21 protein-coding genes and 1 other annotated feature are annotated in these 17,753 nt (G+C 72.1%); of the genes, 8 read left to right on the plus strand and 13 right to left on the minus strand.

What is annotated here, in order from left to right; genetic code table 11:
* The 3 genes from WDZ17_RS14755 to WDZ17_RS14765 all read left to right on the plus strand — a co-directional run.
* The coding region (locus tag WDZ17_RS14755) for an integrase core domain-containing protein (protein WP_339575936.1) at positions 1-221 on the plus strand (221 nt) is incomplete at its 5' end.
* Positions 222-228: 7 nt separating this feature from the next.
* Positions 229-564: a RidA family protein gene (locus WDZ17_RS14760; RefSeq protein ID WP_339575937.1), complete on the plus strand. Its 336-nt coding sequence runs from the start codon at positions 229-231 to the stop codon at positions 562-564.
* A 330-nt stretch (positions 565-894) separates the two neighbouring features.
* Entirely contained in the window at positions 895-1,119 is a 225-nt protein-coding gene (locus WDZ17_RS14765) for a hypothetical protein (RefSeq protein WP_339575938.1), read from the plus strand.
* Between the two features lie 47 nt (positions 1,120-1,166).
* Here WDZ17_RS14765 and WDZ17_RS14770 read toward each other — a convergent pair whose 3' ends face one another.
* The 13 genes from WDZ17_RS14770 to WDZ17_RS14830 all read right to left on the minus strand — a co-directional run bounded on the left by WDZ17_RS14770 (position 1,167) and on the right by WDZ17_RS14830 (position 12,736).
* Complete coding sequence (locus WDZ17_RS14770) at positions 1,167-1,493, minus strand: tyrosine-protein phosphatase (protein ID WP_339575939.1); 327 nt, start codon at positions 1,491-1,493, stop codon at positions 1,167-1,169.
* A gap of 715 nt (positions 1,494-2,208) precedes the next feature.
* Positions 2,209-2,763 carry a GNAT family N-acetyltransferase gene (locus WDZ17_RS14775; protein ID WP_339575940.1) on the minus strand — a complete coding sequence of 185 codons (555 nt, stop codon included), beginning with the start codon at positions 2,761-2,763 and terminating at the stop codon, positions 2,209-2,211.
* Between the two features lie 66 nt (positions 2,764-2,829).
* Positions 2,830-3,534, minus strand: coding sequence for an HAD family hydrolase (locus tag WDZ17_RS14780; protein ID WP_339575941.1), 705 nt, complete (start codon positions 3,532-3,534; stop codon positions 2,830-2,832).
* 356 nt (positions 3,535-3,890) lie between these two features.
* Positions 3,891-4,379 carry an IS3 family transposase gene (locus WDZ17_RS14785; protein ID WP_339575978.1) on the minus strand — a complete coding sequence of 163 codons (489 nt, stop codon included), beginning with the start codon at positions 4,377-4,379 and terminating at the stop codon, positions 3,891-3,893.
* Positions 4,317-4,433 (minus strand) — a sequence feature (AL1L pseudoknot). It overlaps the preceding gene by 63 nt.
* Positions 4,391-4,711, minus strand: a complete 321-nt coding sequence (locus WDZ17_RS14790; RefSeq protein ID WP_339575942.1) for a transposase — start codon at positions 4,709-4,711, stop codon at positions 4,391-4,393. (Overlaps the previous feature by 43 nt.)
* A gap of 33 nt (positions 4,712-4,744) precedes the next feature.
* On the minus strand, positions 4,745-5,350 hold the full coding sequence (locus WDZ17_RS14795) for a hypothetical protein (protein WP_339575943.1): 606 nt from the start codon (positions 5,348-5,350) through the stop codon (positions 4,745-4,747).
* A 2-nt stretch (positions 5,351-5,352) separates the two neighbouring features.
* Positions 5,353-6,096, minus strand: coding sequence for a hypothetical protein (locus tag WDZ17_RS14800; RefSeq protein WP_339575944.1), 744 nt, complete (start codon positions 6,094-6,096; stop codon positions 5,353-5,355).
* A gap of 14 nt (positions 6,097-6,110) precedes the next feature.
* Positions 6,111-8,102, minus strand: coding sequence for an ATP-binding protein (locus WDZ17_RS14805; protein ID WP_339575945.1), 1,992 nt, complete (start codon positions 8,100-8,102; stop codon positions 6,111-6,113).
* Positions 8,099-9,157, minus strand: a complete 1,059-nt coding sequence (locus WDZ17_RS14810; RefSeq protein ID WP_339575946.1) for a DNA cytosine methyltransferase — start codon at positions 9,155-9,157, stop codon at positions 8,099-8,101. Before WDZ17_RS14810 ends, WDZ17_RS14805 begins: the two co-directional genes overlap by 4 nt.
* A complete protein-coding gene (locus WDZ17_RS14815) occupies positions 9,154-9,669 on the minus strand; it encodes a very short patch repair endonuclease (RefSeq protein WP_339575947.1) in 516 nt (171 codons plus the stop codon). The genes WDZ17_RS14810 and WDZ17_RS14815 overlap by 4 nt, the downstream gene beginning before the upstream one ends.
* On the minus strand, positions 9,666-10,316 hold the full coding sequence (locus WDZ17_RS14820; RefSeq protein WP_339575948.1) for a hypothetical protein: 651 nt from the start codon (positions 10,314-10,316) through the stop codon (positions 9,666-9,668). Before WDZ17_RS14820 ends, WDZ17_RS14815 begins: the two co-directional genes overlap by 4 nt.
* Before the next feature lie 3 nt (positions 10,317-10,319).
* On the minus strand, positions 10,320-11,381 hold the full coding sequence (locus WDZ17_RS14825) for a DNA cytosine methyltransferase (protein WP_339575949.1): 1,062 nt from the start codon (positions 11,379-11,381) through the stop codon (positions 10,320-10,322).
* Complete coding sequence (locus tag WDZ17_RS14830; protein ID WP_339575950.1) at positions 11,378-12,736, minus strand: hypothetical protein; 1,359 nt, start codon at positions 12,734-12,736, stop codon at positions 11,378-11,380. Before WDZ17_RS14830 ends, WDZ17_RS14825 begins: the two co-directional genes overlap by 4 nt.
* Before the next feature lie 329 nt (positions 12,737-13,065).
* Here WDZ17_RS14830 and WDZ17_RS14835 point away from each other — a divergent pair, with 329 nt between their 5' ends.
* The 5 genes from WDZ17_RS14835 to WDZ17_RS14855 all read left to right on the plus strand — a co-directional run.
* Positions 13,066-13,836 carry a YkoF family thiamine/hydroxymethylpyrimidine-binding protein gene (locus tag WDZ17_RS14835; RefSeq protein ID WP_339575951.1) on the plus strand — a complete coding sequence of 257 codons (771 nt, stop codon included), beginning with the start codon at positions 13,066-13,068 and terminating at the stop codon, positions 13,834-13,836.
* Positions 13,833-14,444 carry an ECF transporter S component gene (locus WDZ17_RS14840; RefSeq protein WP_339575952.1) on the plus strand — a complete coding sequence of 204 codons (612 nt, stop codon included), beginning with the start codon at positions 13,833-13,835 and terminating at the stop codon, positions 14,442-14,444. Before WDZ17_RS14835 ends, WDZ17_RS14840 begins: the two co-directional genes overlap by 4 nt.
* Complete coding sequence (locus WDZ17_RS14845; RefSeq protein WP_339575953.1) at positions 14,441-16,177, plus strand: ABC transporter ATP-binding protein; 1,737 nt, start codon at positions 14,441-14,443, stop codon at positions 16,175-16,177. The genes WDZ17_RS14840 and WDZ17_RS14845 overlap by 4 nt, the downstream gene beginning before the upstream one ends.
* Positions 16,174-16,977 (plus strand): energy-coupling factor transporter transmembrane component T family protein, encoded by an 804-nt coding sequence (locus WDZ17_RS14850; protein ID WP_339575954.1) that lies wholly within the window; start codon positions 16,174-16,176, stop codon positions 16,975-16,977. Before WDZ17_RS14845 ends, WDZ17_RS14850 begins: the two co-directional genes overlap by 4 nt.
* 145 nt (positions 16,978-17,122) lie before the next feature.
* Positions 17,123-17,753, plus strand: a 631-nt coding sequence (locus tag WDZ17_RS14855) for an MFS transporter (RefSeq protein WP_339575955.1), incomplete at its 3' end; no start/stop codon positions are given.

Raw genomic sequence — 17,753 nt, forward strand, 5'->3', positions numbered from 1 at the left:
GGGACAACGCCGTCGCGGAGTCCTTCTTCGCGACCTACAAGAAAGAACTCGTCCACACCCGGCCCTGGCCCGACCTGAACACCCTCCGCAAAGAGACCTTCAGCTGGATCGAGGGCTACTACAACACTAAGCGGCGGCACTCCACCCTCGGGTACTTGACACCCCGGGAGTACGACCTAGGCTACCGGGACATCAACCAGATCGTCGGCCTCGCGGCATAGCCTTTCCGTGTCCACCAAAGTGATTACACTTCACAGCTCCGGTCGCGTCGTCGCCCCCGGCGACATCGCCGCCCAGACCGAGCAGGTCATGGCCAACCTGCACGCCACCCTGCACGAGGCGGGCGCCAACCTCACCAGCGTCATCAAGTCCACCGTCTACGTCGCCACCCAGCAGCGCGACGACCTCACCACGGCCTGGGAGGTCGTGAGCCGCTCCTTCGCCGACCACGACGCGCCCAGCACCCTGCTCGGGGTTAGCGTCCTGGGCTGGCCCGACCAGCTCGTCGAGATCGAGGCGGTCGCCGTCCTGCCCGACGCGCGCACCGCCTCGGCAGCCGACTGACGGCGAGATGCCGGTTCTTACAGACGATCCTCAGCCGGTCACCGGTGCCAGGCGAAGGTCAGCGTCCGGTGATCGGGTGCTCCACGGCGCTTCGGCGCAGGGTCACTGCTCGCCGTAGCGACACTGAGTGCTGGAGGTGGCGGAGATGGAAGCCAAGGGGCTGACCAGCGAGCAGTTCGAGCAGTGGGTTACAGCGCTTGAGTCCGGTCGTTATGGGACCGCACCGAGCTGCACCTGGGCCATGAGGGAAGCCGACGGGACGATGAGCTACGACACCCTCCGGGCTGCTCGGCTCCCTCGTCCTGGGCGTGGGACTGGCTCACCCCCGGCGTGGTCGTCAACGCCCACGGGACCCAGCGCTCGACGTCGGGCTTGCTGAACGAGGTCGACGGTGTCCACGCCATCCCGCTGCCTCTCGCCCGTGCTCTGCCGGCGGAAGTCCGCCGCGAGGTGCAGGAGCGTGACGAGGCCTTCGCGCCGTGGCGCGAGACCGCGAGCTGGCTGCGCGCGGAGCGACACCGCTGCGTGACGCCCCTGGCCAGCAACGCGCCGTGAGGACGGCTGCCGCTTAGAGCCAGAACGCGCCTGTCCGCGGACGATCGTCAGCTGGGACGGGTGACCGCAGGTCCGGCCGTCGCGTCGGCTCCTCCATGGCGTCGCAGGTGGTGCAGGACCTGCTGCGCGTGCTGGTCGGGCGGGAAGACGGGGTAGAAGACATGCTCCACGACGCCGTCCCGCACGAGCATCGTCAGCCGCCGGTACAGCTGCTGGGCGTCCGCGACGAAGGTCCGGACCGGCGCTTCGGAGCGCACCAGTGCGCCTTCACGCACGGCCCGCCCGTCTCTGGCCGGGGTACCGCCGAGGTCGCGGGCATTCCACAGACCGAGCCAGCCGTCCTGCCCGACCGTTGCGTGCCCTGGCATGGCCATGGCGGTGACCCTACGTGTGGTCCGCGCGCCCTTAGCCGCGACGTTCTTGCGGCGCCGAGCAGCTCCACGGCGGATCGGCTGCTGGGAACGCCGCCGACCTCGCGGAGTTGAGTAGAACGTCTGTCGCCGGCGGCTGGTCAGGAGGAGCTCATCGCGTCGGAGCGGTGACGACGGCCTCAGACGGTCCGCCGCAGTCCTCGGTGCCACCGACCCGCTCCCATGCCAGCGCGACTGACGTCTCCGCCAAGACCTCTCCACCCTCGGTTAGAGACCGCACGCGCACCTCGTCTGGCCGCTCGTCGAGGACCGGAAAGGACCACGAAGACTCGGACAACTGCGTGACCGGCCCCCATGAGGGAGCCGTACCAAGGCCCGTCGAGGAGCTACCCGGCTCCGGCGCGATGGAAGAGGCGCACGTCTCGGCTACGCACACCTCCACGTCGACCACCTCAGGGCTCGCCCCGGCCTCGACCATGAGCGTCGGGACATAGCCGATGGCTGAGCAGACGCTCGGTCCGCACCCGGCCGCCACGACGACGGCCATCAGCACCGCCGCACTGCCTCCCAAGACGCGCCGTCGCCGCATGTCGCCACTATCCCTCTGGCCGCCCGGGAGGTCGTGGCAGTCGCCGACCGTTGCTAGGCCGACCCGCAGCCGATCGACAACCGGGAAGCCCTCTGACGGTGGGGTGGTCGTTGGCGTCGTCTGGTGACGTCAGGACGGATCCCAGTCCGCGTCGCGATAGCCGAGGCGCCGGTTCATCGCGATGGCGCGATGATTGCCCGCGTGGTGGACGGTCCGGATGGTGTCCACGCCGCAGCTGCGCACCCAAGCGATCCCGGTGACCTTCATGGCCAGGGCGAGGCCGGTGCGCCTCTCGTCTGCGGTCACCCCAGTCATCTCGTTGAACATGTACCCGGCCTCACGGTGGTCTGAGGTCGCGGACATGCCCACCCAAGCGCCACCTTTCAAGGCCACGACGACACCCGCTGGGGTGAACGAGGGCACGTCCAGTCGCTCCTGCACGTACTCGTCGAAGGAATAGAAGGGCCCACGCCCTGGGATGTCGGCCGAGCACTGCCGGTTCAGCTCGTAGAGGGCCCGGCGGTTCTGCGGGTTGTCTCCCAGGTCGGCCAACGACGTGATCTCGACGCCGGCGTGCTGACAGCGCTGGATCACCGGCGCGAAGTTCTCGGCTCGGAACCCCGGAACGTCCAGTGCCAGGCGAACCCACCCATCCGTAGCCGCGGACCCGGGCTGTGTCGTCATGGCGACATCGTCACAGGTGACGGGATCGAGCGCTCCGACATGGCCAGTACCCGGTGCGTCAGCTTGTTACAGGGCCTCCGCCACCGCGGCGAGGTCGGCCAGAGTCTCGATGCGGCTCGCTCCAGATGGCGTTCCCGCGCTGACGCGGTCTAGGTGGACGACGTGCAGGCCAGCAGTAGCAGCTCCCACTACGTCGACGGCATGGTCGTCACCGACGTAGAGGACCTGCTGTGGCGTCACCCTCCCTGGCAGGCTGAGGTGGTCGCAGAGGGCATGGAAGGCGCCCGGGGCGGGCTTAGCCACTCCCAGCGCCTCAGAGGTCAGTACCGGACCGACGCGCCCGAGCAGACCGATGTGAGCCAGCTTGTCCTTCTGCTGGGCGGTGTTGCCGTTGGTCAGCACCGCCGTGGCCAACCCGGCTTGCTGCAGCTGTTCCAAGGCGGGGTTGACGTCCGGGTAGCCGCACCAGGCCCGCTGGTAGGCGGCCAGATAGCCCTCGAAGACGGCGTCCAGCTCTTCGTCGTCACCGACCGGGTGGCCGATCAGTGGCAGCACATCGCGCAGCCGGCGGCGGCGCTGCTCGGCGAAGCTGATGTGGCCGTCGCGCCAGGCGGTGAAGTGGCGGGCCTCCGCGGTCGTCCAGGCGGTGGCCAGCTCCTCGTCCCAGGTGGCGCCGAGGTCCGTCGCCCAAGCCCGCAACCCTTGCCGGGCGGCGGCCTGGTGATCGAACAGGGTCCCGTCGAGATCGAAAGCGACCGCCGCGAGCACCACGACCGCCACCCTAAGCACTGCTGCGCTTAAGGGTGATGACACGTCTGCGATGTCGCCGTTAGCCGACCCCCAACCGGCGACGGCGCAGGTCACAGGGGCGGCGAGGCGCGGCCTCGCAATGACGTCGCCAGCAGACCTGTCCGGATGAGAATCCCGAGCAGGTGCGTCATGTGGGACGCCTCGACGCTGCGGCCAAGCGGTGCTGGCCTCTCCCCCGCCCCGACGGACGCCTCGCGTTGAGGTCGGGGCCGGGGGCCCGGCTGAGGATCGCGACACGATCGTGAGACGCCGGCGCTGAGACGACCGTGAGACGCCGCAGGTCAGCCGGCGGCACCTACGACAACTTCAGCAGTTTCCTACAGCAGCGATGTCGACAGCTGCCACCCGACCACGCGGCGGGAGAACACGTCGACGACGAACGCGGCGTACACCCACCCGGCGAAGGTCCGGCAGTAGGTGATGTCGGCGACCCACAGCTGGTCCGGGCCAGTGGCCCTGAACTTGCGCTGCACCAGGTCCGGGCGGGTGTCCGGGCCCGTCCCGGGCACGGTGGTGCGCGGGCCCTTGGCCCGGGACAGGCCCCGCAGCCCCGTCGCGGCCATCAGGCGCTCGACGGTGCACCGCGCGACCCGGTGCCCGCGGCGGACCATCTCGGCGTGCACCTTGCGGGGCCCGTAGACCCCGTAGTTGTCCTCGTGTACGGCCTTGATCACCTCGGTGGTCGCGGCGTCGGTGACCGACCGTGCGGACGGGGGTCTGGTCTTGGCGGCGTAGTAGGTGCTCGGGGCGACCTGCAGCACCGTGCAGATCGGCTCGACCCCGAAGCGGTCCTTGTGCGCGTCGATGTACTCGACGACTACTTCAGTCGGCGGTCGAGCTCCGCCTGGGCGAAAAACGCCGACGCCGTCTTCAAGATGTCGTTCGCCCGCCGCAGCTCACGGTTTTCTCGTTCGAGCTCGGCGATCCGCTTGGCCTCGTCGGTCGTCGTCCCCGGACGGGTGCGGCCGTCGATCTCGGCCTGGGTGACCCAGTTCCGCAACGTCTCAGGATTGATGCCGAGCTGACCCGCGACCCGGGCCAACGCGCCCGGCCTCGTCGCCGGGTCCTTGCGGGCGTCCACCGCCAACCGGACCGCCCGCTCCCGGAGCTCGTCCGGGTACTTCCTCGGTGCTGCCATGACTCTCATCCTCCCGTGCGATGAGAGCCTCCATCAGACCCGGTACGAGACACTCGGTGGGGTCAGGTCGTCGAGCACGAACGGCGCGGGCGGCGTGAAGGTGAGCAGCGGACCGAAGTAGGCCTCGAGCGCGCGGGCGTCCTGCCGCTGCTGGTCGAGATGGAACCCCACCGCCAGGACCCCGACGCCCGTCCCGATCAGGCCCAGCGTGACGACGAGCCACCGCGCGCGCAGCCGCCGGACTACCACGAGCGGGACGACGACGAGCAGGGGCAGGAAGAAGGGCGCCGCCGCGACGGCGACCGACAGGAGCAGGCCGAGGAAGCTCAAGCCGTACGCGAGGACGAGCCGGCGGCGCGCCGGGTCGGTCCGGCTGGCGGCCCGCAGCGTGAGGACGGCGACGGCGACCCCGACGAGGACGCTCACCACGACGGCGAGCACCAGCTCGCAGAGGCCGGACAGGAAGCCCGGCCCTCGGCCTGCCACCGTCGCCCAGCGGCCGAGTGGCGCGCCGACGGCCAGCCCCCCGCCGACGCCGGCGAGCGTCGACAGCACCAGCCGCAGGGTGGTCTGCCGCGGTGAGGGGCTGACGACGGTCGCCGTGGCGAGGTCCGCTCGACGGCCGGGGACGCCCGTCATGCCTACCGGCGCAGGTCCCGCAGCGGTGCGCGCAGCCCGGACGGCGTCGAGACCCAGTCGTAGAGGGACCCGCCGGCAGCACCGGTCGAGCGGACGGCGCGGCCCATCGACCGGACGTCCGCGGTGGTGGTCGGCGACCCGATGACGTGCACGGGCAGCCGGGGGTCGCGGGCCGCCTCACGGGCCAGCCGCACGTCACTCGCGGCGTAGGCGCCCGCCTCGACCTTCCCCGTGCGGTAGGACCAGTACGTCATCGTCGCGACGGCGTCGACGTGCGGGCGCAGCGCCGCGAACGGGTAGTCCGGCCACCAGTCCTTCGGTGCGTACTGCGCCAGTCCTGTCGGGCTCGGCGTGATGGCGACCAGCGGCTTCGACGTCACCTGGTTCAGCCGTGCGACCAGGCGCACCGCGCGACGGTTGCGCTCGGTGACCGCGCGCACGTCGGTCGCCTCGATGTCGATGCCGATGCCGTCGACGCGCTCGCCGGCCGCCGCGCGCAGGTGCCGAGCGTCGCGCTCCTCGTCGGTGTGCGTGGGCAGGTACCAGAGCACGACCTTCATGCCCCGGCGGTGCGCTCGGTCGACGAGCGCGCGCAGCCGCGGCGGGTCGATCAGCGTCGCCGTGCCGGGGCGCGAGCTCTGCAGGTACAGCGTCTGGACGCCGGCCCTGGCCATCGCGTCGACGGTCGTCGTCGTGACCGCCGGGCGCCGCGGCGTCCAGTCGTAGACGTCGCGAGGCATGGGCACGTCTGCAAGAGTCACTACGCGGGGGCAATGTCCTGGGGGCCAAGCCCCTGTGCCCGCATACCAATTGTACGGTACGCCCCACCGGTGAGGACGCTCCGGGTCCGCGCCACTTCGCGCCGCTTGCGATCAAAGTGCGGGTCGTCGATGTCACCTTCGAGCACGGCGCGGTAGTGCTGATAGTAAGCGCGGGTGCGTTCATGTAGCTGCGCCCAGGTTAGAAGCTCAATGTTGTCGCGGTTCATCCAGTCGTCGAGGGTGCGAGAGGACAACGCGTATCGCTCGCTCGTGATGAATGCGCCGCGGGTTGTGTCGCGTGCTTGGCCGAGGCGATCGACGTACCGCTCGATCTGCTGCAGGTCCTTGAGTTCGACGGGATGCCCGGCACGCTTGATCTCGATGACGACTGTGTCGCCGCCGCCCTCGAGCGCGAGGAAGTCGTAGCGGGAGCGGTCCTCGGGGGCGGTGTCGCGTGCTCCCCACTCCCGCAGCTGCTTGGTGAGCGTTTTCTCCTCGGCGAGGACCTGCCAATCGGGGTTGATGAGCCACGGGTAGTCGGCGATGAGGTCATGCAGGTTCTCACTCCCCCTGGCGGGGGCGGTCTCTGCGCTGTCGTTGACAATCATCGAGTGGAACTTGTCGACGATGTCGAGGCGGCCCTTCACGACCTCGAGTATCGCCCGGCTCTCCAGGACCTTCCAGCCGCGCAGGTACGTCAGCGCGAGTTCGAGCTGCTCGGGGTTCTCGGCCGCGTCGTCGAGCTCCTCGATGAAATCGTGGAACTGCCGGTACTCGTAGGCCCGGATGATGGTGTCGGCGAGCGGCCGGACCCGCTCGTCCGCGGTATCTGCGGCCCCGAGCGCCCGCACGAAACGGCGGACCTGGGCGGCCGAGGTCGGATCGAGGGCCCCGATGCGCTCCTTGAGGGCCGGGTCGTCGTCGACTTGCCTCTCCGCGTCCTGCTCCCGCTTCTCGACACGGCTGCGCAGCAGGCGGCGGGTCAGCCGGTCACCCCAGGTCTTCAGCGCTGCGGCGTCCTCGTCGTCCCAGTCGATCTCCTGGCGGTCGGTGGAGATGCGGTCGCTGTCGTCGTCCGTGCCGTCGTCCAGGTAGTCCGCCTCAATAACCCCGGTGAGATACTTGGTCCCGTGCTGACCGCTGGCGGTGCCCTCGACGCCGAAGAAGTAGGGCGGGGCCTGCGCGGTCTTGTCGTGCACGAGAACGGTGAAGCCCTGCAGCTCCGGCGGCAGCACCTTGCTGCTGAAGCCTGCCCACCAGGTGACCGTCCGGCCACCGCCGATGTCCTCGGTGGTAGCGCCCTCGGCCGGCTCCCGGGACTGTAGATCTAGCACGGGCTCGCGCAGCGGCTCCCCGTTGACGGTGACGGCCATGCTCCCGAGGACCGTGCGGCTGAACCGGCGGGCGAGGGCGCGGTGCAGCCCGTCGATGTCGACGGGAGTCTTGTGCTTGAGGGTCCGCATGGTCACGGTCGTGCCACTCGGGTGGGGGACGTCCGGGGCCACGGCCTCAACGGTGCCGGGGACGGTGAGCTGCTCAGCCGTGCCGCGGTCGGCCTTGAGTGCGGCGCCGTCGAGCTCGAAGGTGGTAGCAGTACCTCCCCGCCAGGTGGTGAGCTGCATCTTGCGGGCCAGCCCGAAGCCGGCGAGCTTGCCGACCCCCTTACGTCCCATCACCTTGCGTCCCGACGGCGGGCTCTGGCCCGCGGCCCGGCGGTTGCGTCCGATGACGAGGTAGTCGTCGTCGACCTGGTCTGCGGTCATGCCGCTGCCGTCGTCGGTGACAGTCATCGCGCTGGTCGCCGGGTCGTACTGCTGTGGCATGGGGACGGTGATGGCGACCTGCGTCGCGCCGGCGTCCCAGCAGTTGGCGACCAGCTCGGCTATGGCGACATCGCGCCGCTTATACATCTGGGTACCGAGGTGCTCGAGGGTCCGGCCGAGCACGGTGATGTGGAAGTCGCGCGGCTGGGCGGCACTGGGCGTGCTCATCCGTCGAGGCTAGGCGTGGGGGTGCCCGCGGCGTGGCTCGACCGCAGGGCAGCTGCGATCGGGAGGGCGTGCGCGGCGACAAAAGCGGGTGGAATGGCGTTGCCGATCATGAGAGCGGCGGCCAGCTTGCCGCGCCCGAGCCGGAAGGCGTAGCGCGGTGGGAAGCCCTGCAGGAGGGCTGCCTCGCGGAGCGTGACGGCGCGGTGCTGGTCGGGGTGCAGGAAGCGTCCCTTGGAGGGGTTGTGGCACCCCCCGGTGATGGTCGGAGCCGGGCGGTCCCAGGACATCCGTCCGTAGACGTCCTTGAAGCCGTCGACTCGGGCGTGGCAGCTGAGTTGCTCGCGCAGGGCGCTGCGGCTGCCGCCGTCGACCGGGACCTGCCGAATGAGGTCGGCCACGCGGGCTGACCGTCTCTCGGGGAGATCGTGCAGCGGGTCCCCGCTGCTACCGGCGGGCGGCAACCTGGAGATGGCCTGACGGACCGTCGGGCGTGCGGGCGTGCGCACCGCCGGCTCGAGGACCGCGTGGCGCGCGGCGGTGAGCACAAGCCGGCGCCGACTCTGCGGGACGCCGTAGTCGGCGGCGTTCATGATGCGGGTCCCGCTGCGGGCGGGGTAACCAAGCCCCTCGAGCAGCTCGACCAGCTCGTCCATTCGCTCGTCCTTGGCCAGCCCGGGCACGTTCTCCATGAGCACAGCCCGAGGGCGCAGCTGGGCGACGAGACGACCGTACTCGCGCACCAGGTCGTTGCGGGGCTCGGCCGGGGCCTGTCGGCCGTTGAGGGTCCGCAGGGTGGAGAAGCCCTGGCAGGGGGGGCAGCCCGCGAGCAGGTCCAGCTCCCCCGCCCGCAAGCCGATGCCCCGCATGAGCTGCTCGCCGTCCACATGCCGGACGTCATCCTGCCAAAGGCGCACGCCGTCGTGGTTGTCGGCGTACGTCGCGCACGCCAGCGGGTCCACCTCGATGGCGCCCAGCACGGTGAATCCCGCCTGCTGCAGCCCGAGCGTCAGCCCCCCGGCGCCGGCAAACAGGTCAACGGCGGTGAGCACGCTCACGCTGCCCTCCGTGGCGTCGTTGGGCGACGTGACGTGCTCGCCACCAGGGCACCCACCCGGTCGGCTACCGAGCGGGGGTCCTCGTGCTCCCAGGCGCGCAGGACCGCCCAGCCTGCCTCGGTCAAGCGTCGGTCCGTGTCGGCGTCCCGGGCCCTATTGGCATCGAGCTTGCGGAGCCACCAGTCGCTATTGGTTCGCGGGCGGGTGCCGTGCTCGGGGCAGCCGTGCCAGAAGCAGCCGTCGATGTAGACCGCGACGCGGGCCGGGCCGAAGATGACGTCGGCACGCCGACGCAGTCCGGGCAGGGGCGCGCGATCGACGCGGTAGCGCAGGCCGTCGGCGTGGAGAAGGCGTCGCACGGCCAGCTCGGGTGCCGTGTCCCGGGCCTTCTGTGACTGCATCCGGGAGCGCACCCCTGGTGTGCTCGCCGCTGGTGCGCCGGTGCGCGTGTAGGAGCGGGGCGTGCGCGCGTTGCTTCGGGGACGCCCGTCCGCCGTCGTGGTGGTCGTCATGACAGACCCACTCTCCCAGCTCGGCGACGAGCACGGGACGCCTTCGGCAGCGACGCACGGGCGCCGGCGGCCGAGCAGCAGTCCGGGCACAGCCCCACGGGATATCGCTCGGCGGCCTCAGTAGCCGACGAGGAGGACCCCGTCGAAGGGGAGGGTGAGCCGCCTGCTGGCGTAGATGGCGCGGAGCTGGCTGAGGCATCGCGGTAGGCCTGACCGGTTGTGACCTTGCCGGCGCTGCTGTAGCGGCAGGCCCGGGGCGTGAGCAGGTCGAGGTAGCGGGCGTCGAGGATGAGGCTGGTGCGGGTGATGTCGCGGTAGGCGGCGTTGCCGCGTGCGCCCCGGCCGACTTCAACCTCGACGACGATGCCGGGGTCGCCGTGGGCGGCTTCGACCTCGTAGGAGACGGTCGGGACGTCGTCTCCTTCGAAGAGGACGGAGTGACGGCTCTTGTTGACGGTCCTCTTGCCGGCTTCCACGGTGTAGCAGAGCCGCTGTAGGTCGGCGGCCAGGTGCGCGAGGACGGTGTCGCTGGTCATTCCGGTCCGGTCTGGCTGCGCGGTGGAGACGGCGTCGACGAGCTGGTGGGCCCACTGCGGCGGTCGGGTGTTTCTGGGGAAGTAGGACCAGGCGGGGTATGCCGCGGACACGGGTCAGCTCGCTGCGTCAGTGATCTGCTGAATGACTTGACGGGCCAGCAGCGGGGGGACGGAGTTGCCGAGCTGGGCCTGGACGCTGGCGCGAGTTCCGACGAACTCAAAGCTGTCGGGGTAGGTGAAGAGGCGCTTGGCCTCGGCGACGCGCAGGCGCCGGTTGTCCCAATGGAAGGGCCCGACGTTGGGCCCTGGCTGGGCCTGGATCGTCGGGGAGGGCCGTGCGGGGTCGAGCTTGAGCAGGAAGGACCAGTAGCGGCTGCGCCACTTGAACAGGGGGTCGGCGTGGCCGCGCTCCTCGGTGTAGTGCAGGTAGTTGCCGCCCGGGGGAACGTCGGCAAGCAGGGCGGCGTACTGCCCGCGCAGCTGCTCCTCGGGCTCGGGGTCGGTCACCAGGCCCTCGAGCGCCTCTCCTGCGGTCACGTGGGGCCGTTCGACGCTACCGGAGGCGCGTCTCTCCCAGGTGCCGCCGTGGGTGGCGTCGGGGTGCTCGGGCAGCCGCTCCCCCCTGGGGACGCCGATGACGAACAGCCTGGGGCGGGCCTGCGGGACGCCGTGGTCGGCAGCGTTCATGACCTTGGCACGCCAGTCGTAGCCGGCGGCGTCGATCTCGCGCAGCAGCCGCTCATAGGCGGGGCGGGAGGCCTTGTTGTTGTAGGTCAAGGCGTAGACGTTCTCGAGCACGAAGGCCCGGGGGCGGGCCTCAGCCAGGACGCGGGTGTACGCCTGCAGCAGGGAGGCGTCGGGGTCGAGGCCAGCGCGCTTCCAGTCCAGCCAGAACCCGCTCTTGGAGAACGGGGTACACGGTGGCCCGCCTATTAGCAGGTCCGGTCGCTGCCCTTGACTGAGCCCAGCGGCGGCCAGGATGTCGGTCGTGGGGACGTCGAGGATGTCGGCCTGGATGACCGGTGCCTGCAGGTGGCTGAAGTTCTTCTCCATCGTCGCCGCCGCGTCGTGGTCCCGCTCGACCGCCGCGGCAACGGCGTACCCCGCCTGCTCGGCGCCCAGGTCCAGGCCTCCGGCACCTGAGAAGAGCGAGATCGCGATCCTGGAAGCGCTCATGAACCGAGTGTGTCAGGAGGGTCCGACATCGAGGGCCGTGTCCGGGCGGGCGGCTCGAAGTCCGTCGCCTTCGAGCTCGTCGCCCGTGGAGGGGTGCGTGGTGCGCCGGCTCCAGCGGCCTCACAGGCGGCGGCTGGCCGCAGAGCGGTTGCCAGGTCGCTCGCCCACGCGGCGTCGATGCGCTGCATGGGGGCCAGCCGGTCGGCGAAGTCGCGGTGGCGCGGCAGGACGCTGGTAAGGCTAAAGCGGAACGTCCACTGCCGGGTGGGCGAGTACAGGCAGGCTGCGACGATGTCGAACTGGTCGACGCGGTAGAAACGGCTTGCGGGGTCCTTCTTTGAAGCGCGAGTTTTTTGCACCTCGACCTTGAGATCGCCGTTGGCGTAGCCCTCGGGACTCGCGTTCTTACACTCGAGCCGGACGGTCCGGCCGTCGGCCATGACGACATCGAAGTCGTGCTGGGAGTCGTGGTCGAGCCGGTCCGCGGCAGCGACCTTGATGTCACCGTCGAGTACCCGCTGAAGGTGGTGCTCCGCGACGCCGCCGCGCACGGCAACTTCCAGGCGTGTGCGATCGGCGATGATCGCGAGGATGTCGGATGCGGCGAGGTCGAAGTCCTGCTCCAGCGGGTGCCGCGAACCCGCGCTCGCGGTCACGGTCGTAGCGGCGTCCTGCGCGGCGCTGTAGCGCAGCGGCCCGTCCAGGCCGAGGTCGCTGGCGGTCTGCTCGAAGCGTGCGTAGTCGAGGAATCGCTCGGGAGTAAATGCGACCAGCGTCTCCAGGCCGCCCTGCGCGCGAGGGGCAGCCCGGCGGCTCCCGCCGCGGTTCTCGCGCTCCCACACATGCCAGCTGCTGGCTCCGGCTGCGGCGAGCTGGGATTCCTTGGCGTACATGGAAATGCCCATCGGCAGCGGGTCGTACAGGGCAGGGTCGAGGCCGACAAGAACCCCCCGCTCGAGGTCGACGGCGACCATCAGGGTGATGTCCACGCCGGCCAGGTCACGTCCGACGGCGTGGTCGTCGCTGCGCCAGGTCTCCTCGCCGCCGTAACGGATCTGCCCACGCACCTCGTCGCTGGGTCGACCGCTGGTGAGGACCCGTGTCATGCGGAAGGGGTAGACCAGGAGGCCCAGCCGCTGCCCGCCGGTGGTGCGCACGCCGAGGTAGACCGGCGCCCGGGAGGCGTCGCTGGCGTGCAGCACCTGACCCCCGCTGCGGGTGACGGCCTGCCGCAGGAACGTGTGCACATCCTCGCGCTCGTTCACACGGTAGACGCGGGCGTAGCAGCGTCCCGCCAGGTCCATGCCCTCGCCCTCCTCATCGGACGCCCGTTTCACGCAGGCGGCTCGCAGCATGGCAGGCCGACGATGAGGAGAGCAGCTCCTGGGCGGGTCAGGCTCCGCGCGCCCAGGGGCCGGTGCTGTGCGGATGATCGGAACCTCCGACGCCCCGATCCGGGCCCACTCGCCACCTCGGCGGGCGAGCGCCTCCGGCCTCGACAGTGGCGACACTGCATGTCTAGGTTCGTGCCCACCCCCGGGGAGCGCAGCAGCGCTGAGAGTGCGGAGAGTCCGCAGACCCGTTCGACCTGATCCGGTTCGCACCGGCGTAGGCAGCAGGGCACGCAACGCCGTCCGCAGGCGTCTGCGTCTCGATCCACCCGCGGGCCCGTGGAGGGACCGCCATGACCCAGACCCGACCAGCACAGACCCACCCGACCGAGGACGCCGCGCGCGTCACGACGGCGCCGGGCGGCACGACGCCCGCCGGCGCGAGCGCCGCGGACGCCCAGGTGACCGAGCTCGGCATCGGCGCGCGCGTCAGCGTGCACCCGCACACGGACCGCTTCGTCGACGTCATCCTCGGCGCGCTCGACGACGTCGAGTCCGCCGGCCTCACCGAGGGCCTCGTGCTCGAGACCGACGAGGTCAGCACGTACGTCGGCGCGCGGCAGGCGCCGGGCGAGCAGCGGATCGCCCGTTACCTCACCGGCCTCGTCGCAGCGGCATCACGGCGCAGCGACGGTGGGCACGTCGTCGCCCACGTGCTGCTCTCCCGCGGCTGCCCCGGCGAGGTCAGCTGCGACCTGTCCGTCACCGGGCTGCCGTCGGTCGAGCCGGTCGTCGTCGAGCCGACCGGCGTCCAGGCCGTGGCGCAGTGGTCCCTGTACCCGCTGCTCGACGCCGCCGGCGCCGGGACTTCCGGTGCCGCCCCTGCTCGTCGCGGAGAGGCGGACGACCAGCACATGGCGCACATCGAGCAGGCCATCAGCGCTGCCCAGCAGCGCGGGACGGCCTCGTCGGCAGCGCACTACGCGACGATGCTGCGCGGGGACGTCGCGGACGTCGTCGCCACGGCCGTCGACGCGTGGGCCGGGGTCGGCGAGGTCGTGCCGCACGTCGTCACCCACCTGACCATCTCCGTCGGCTCGCCCAGCGCGGGGACGGCGCGATGAGCGCCCCCGCCGCCCGACGTGCTCGCCGCCGCTGGCAGCTGCGAGACATCGTCCTGGCCGTCGTCCTCGGCGTCGTCTTCGGCTTCGTCTACTGGGCGCTCGTCCAGGCCTGGATCGGCCTGCAGGTCGCCATGGGTCCGGCCGGCGACCTCGCCCAGCACGTCCTGCAGGGCGGCTGGCTGCTCGTCGCCCCGATCGCCGTCGCGATCACCCGCCGGCCCGGTTCGGGCGTGGTCGCCGAGGTGATCGCCGCGCTCATGGAGGTCGTCTTCCTCGGCTCGCCCGTCGGGCCGGTGCTGCTGGTCTCCGCGCTGCTGCAGGGCGTCGGCAGCGAGCTGCCCTTCGCCCTGACCCGCTACCGGCGCTTCGGGTGGGACGTCTACGCCCTCTCCGGGCTGCTCGGCGCGGCGCTCGTCTTCGCCTTCAGCGGCTTCCGGTTCGGCTGGTACGGGCAGGACATCCTGCTCCTGCGCCTGGTGATCCACTGCGTCTCCGGCGTCGTGCTCGGCGGGCTGCTGGCCCGGGTGGTCGTGGAGGCGCTGGCCCGCACCGGCGTCCTCGACGACTTCGCCATCGGGCGCGACCGCCGCTCGCCCGCCCGCGCGTGAGCGACGACGCGTCGGTGGTGCTGGACGGCGTGACCGTCCGGCACCACCGCCGGCCCGCGCCCCTGCTGCGGGACGTGCACCTGCGCGTCGCCCCCGGCGAGCACGTGCTCGTCGTCGGGCCGTCGGGCTCGGGCAAGTCGACGCTCCTGCGGGTCGTGTCCGGCGTCGTGCCGCACACCGTCTCGGCGGAGCTCGAGGGCACGGCCACGGTGGCGGGCGTCCCGACGGAGGAGGCGAGCGTCGTCGAGCGCTCCCGGCACGTCGGGGTCCTCGCGCAGGACCCGGCCTCGAGCGTGTGCCTGCCCGTCGTGGAGCAGGAGGTGGCGCTGCCGCTGGAGAACCGCGCCGTCGACGCCGCGGCGATCGACGCCCGGGTGGACGCGGCGCTCGCGGCCGTCGGCGCCGGGCACCTACGAGCACGGCGGACGGCCGAGCTCTCCGGCGGCGAGGTGCAGCGCGTGGCGCTCGCGGCGACCCTGGCGGCGGAGCCGGCCGTCCTGGTGCTCGACGAGCCGACGTCGATGCTCGACCCGGCAGGCGTCGCCGCCGTGCGTTCGGCTCTCGACGTGACGCTCGGCGGGCGGACACGCGAGGACGGCGAACCGGCGGTGCTCCTCGTGGAGCACCGGCTCGACGACCTGGCCGGGGACCGCGGGCTCGCGGGCCTGCCCGCGCGGACGGTCGCGCTGTCCGCCGACGGGCACGTGCTCGCCGACGGCCCGACCGACACCGTCCTCCACGAGCTCGCCACCGGGCTCGTCGCCGCCGGGTGCTGGCTGCCGCTCGAGGTGGAGCTCGCCGCGCTCACCGGGCACCGTGGCGGGCTGCGCGCGCCCGCCGTCGCTGACGCGCTCCGGGCGGTGATGGCGGCGGCGCCCGCCCCGGCGGGACCGCCGCTCGGCGCGCCGGTGCTCACCGCGCGCGGTCTCGCCGTCAGCGCCCGCGCGCAGCGACCACGCCGACGGTGGATGCGGCGCGCCCGCGACGAGGACGCCCGCGCAGCGGTGGACTCGGCGCTGCTGCGCGACGTCGACCTCGACGTCCGGGCCGGCGAGGTCGTCGCCGTCCTCGGGGCCAACGGCACAGGCAAGTCCTCGCTGCTGATGACGCTGGCCGGCCTGCGGGCGCCCGCCGCGGGTGAGGTGCGCGGGCCGCGTCCCGCCATGGTCTTCCAGGACGCCGAGCACCAGCTCGTCGCGACGAGCGTGCGCGCCGAGGTCGCCGCCGGGCTGCCCGCGGGGGCCGCGACCGACGGCCGGGTCGAGGCGGCGCTGGTCGAGCACCGGCTCGAGCACCTCGCCGACGCCGACCCGCACCGCCTGTCCGGCGGCGAGCTCCGCCGGCTGTCGGTCGCGGCGATGCTCGTGCACGACCGCCCGTGCCTGCTCGTCGACGAGCCGACGCTCGGGCTGGACCGGCGCGCCGTCGCCGACCTGGTGCGCGCGCTCCGGCGGACGGCGGCGTCCGGCCGCGGGGTCGTCGTCGTCAGCCACGACCTACGGACGGTCGCGGCGGTGGCCGACCGCGTCGTCGTCCTCGGGCAGGGCGGTGTCGTGGCGGACGGGCCGCTCGTCGACGTCCTGCGAGACCCCGGCGCCCTCCGCCGGGGCGGCCTCGTGCTGCCCGCGCTCGTGCGGTGGCTGCTGGCCGAAGGGCTCGACGGCGGACGGGTCCGCACCGTCCTCGCCGCGCTCGACGCCCCCGTGCACACCGCCGCGGCGGTCCCGGCGTGAGCGCGCTGCTCGCCCCCGAGGACCCGCGGGCGTCGGCGCTCGCCCGCCGCGACCCGGTGGTCAAGCTCGCGCTCGTGCTCGCGGTCTCGCTCGCCGTGCTGCTCGTGCTGGACCCGGTGACGCCCGCGGTGCTCTACCTGCTGGCGCTTGGCGGTGTCCTCGTCGGCGCCCGCGTATCCCCGCGGGCGCTGGCCGTGGCGCACGTGCCCTTCGTCGCCTTCGCGCTCGGGCAGCTCCTCGTCAACGCGCTCAGCCGGCCCGGCACCGTGCTCGCCGAGCCGGGGCCGCTGCGCGTCACGGCGGACGGCCTCGAGGTGGGGACGGCCCTGGCGCTGCGGACGCTGCTCGTCGGCGTGCTCGCCATCGGCTTCGTCACCTCGACGAGCCCGGTGCGGCTCATGACGAGCCTGCAGCAGAACGCCCACCTCAACCCTCGCGTGACCTACGCCGTGCTCGCGGGCTACCGGATGCTGCAGGAGATGCCGCGCGAGTGGGACGTGCTGCGCGCCGCCCACGCCGTCCGGGCGCCGCTGCGCCGCGACGGGACGCCGACCCGCTCGCCGCGCGTGCTGCTCGGGACGGTGTTCGGGCTGCTCGTGGTCTCGGTCCGCAAGGGCGAGCGGATGGCGCAGTCGCTCGAGCAGCGGGGCCTCGGGCTGGCGCCGCGCACGACGTGGCGGCCGTCGCCGCTGACCCGCGGGGACGCGGTGCTGTCCGTCCTCGTCCTCGGCGTGCTCGGCCTCGTCCTCAGGACGAGCGCCGCCGCCGGTCTGCTGGCGGGTCCCGGCGCCCTGTCCTGACCGGGATGGGCGCCGGACCGGCGGCGAGTGCACGCCGCCGCCCGTCCGCGCGCGCCGTGACCCGCGGTTGACAGCGCCCCCCGCCTCTGTACGGTGAGCGCGTTCATCTGAGCGGCTCACATGAGCAGGACGATGGGGAGGCCTCGTGACGGAGCGAGACGAGAGCGCGGCCGGCGCCGCGGAACCGGACGTGGACCCGAAGACCCTGCGCAAGGCGTCGGTCCTGTCCGCCGCCGGGGCCTTCCTCGACGGCTACGACCTGCTGATCATCAATGCCGCCCTGCTGACGATCGTCCCGGCGTTCGACCTCAGCAGTGCCCAGACGGGGCTGCTCACGTCGCTGCCCTTCATCGGGATGGTGCTCGGAGCGCTGGTCGCCGGCCGGCTGTGCGACCGCTTCGGCCGCCGCCGCGTCTACCTCGTAGACGTCGTGCTCTTCCTCGTGCTGACGCTGCTGCTCGCCGGGGCGCAGGAGCTGTGGCAGCTCGTGATCCTCCGCCTGGCGCTGGGCGTGGCGATCGGCGCGGACATGCCGACGGGGTCGTCGATGCTCGCCGAGTTCGCGCCGCCGAGGAAGCTCGGGCGGCTCACGGCCCTCATGCAGACCACCTGGGTCTTCGGCGGCCTCGTCGCCTCCGTGGTCGGCTTCGTGCTGTACGAGACGACGGGGGAGAACTCCTGGCGGTGGATGTTCCTGTCCGCCGCCGTGCCCGCCGCCGTCATCGCCGTCGCCCGCCACTCCCTGCCCGAGCCGCCGCGGTGGGCGGCGGGGGGGA

It is taken from the genome of Pseudokineococcus basanitobsidens (assembly GCF_037482545.1).
Taxonomy (GTDB): domain Bacteria; phylum Actinomycetota; class Actinomycetes; order Actinomycetales; family Quadrisphaeraceae; genus Pseudokineococcus; species Pseudokineococcus basanitobsidens.

Excerpts from the sequence above, each read along its gene's own strand:
- WDZ17_RS14770 (WP_339575939.1), bottom strand. The coding sequence starts at position 1,493 with ATGGCCATGCCAGGGCACGCAACGGTCGGGCAGGACGGCTGGCTCGGT.
- WDZ17_RS14775 (WP_339575940.1), bottom strand. The coding sequence starts at position 2,763 with ATGACGACACAGCCCGGGTCCGCGGCTACGGATGGGTGGGTTCGCCTG.
- WDZ17_RS14790 (WP_339575942.1), bottom strand. The coding sequence starts at position 4,711 with ATGGCAGCACCGAGGAAGTACCCGGACGAGCTCCGGGAGCGGGCGGTC.
- WDZ17_RS14795 (WP_339575943.1), bottom strand. The coding sequence starts at position 5,350 with ATGACGGGCGTCCCCGGCCGTCGAGCGGACCTCGCCACGGCGACCGTC.
- WDZ17_RS14805 (WP_339575945.1), bottom strand. The coding sequence starts at position 8,102 with ATGAGCACGCCCAGTGCCGCCCAGCCGCGCGACTTCCACATCACCGTG.
- WDZ17_RS14815 (WP_339575947.1), bottom strand. The coding sequence starts at position 9,669 with ATGACGACCACCACGACGGCGGACGGGCGTCCCCGAAGCAACGCGCGC.
- WDZ17_RS14825 (WP_339575949.1), bottom strand. The coding sequence starts at position 11,381 with ATGAGCGCTTCCAGGATCGCGATCTCGCTCTTCTCAGGTGCCGGAGGC.
- WDZ17_RS14830 (WP_339575950.1), bottom strand. The coding sequence starts at position 12,736 with ATGCTGCGAGCCGCCTGCGTGAAACGGGCGTCCGATGAGGAGGGCGAG.
- WDZ17_RS14835 (WP_339575951.1), top strand. The coding sequence starts at position 13,066 with ATGACCCAGACCCGACCAGCACAGACCCACCCGACCGAGGACGCCGCG.
- WDZ17_RS14840 (WP_339575952.1), top strand. The coding sequence starts at position 13,833 with ATGAGCGCCCCCGCCGCCCGACGTGCTCGCCGCCGCTGGCAGCTGCGA.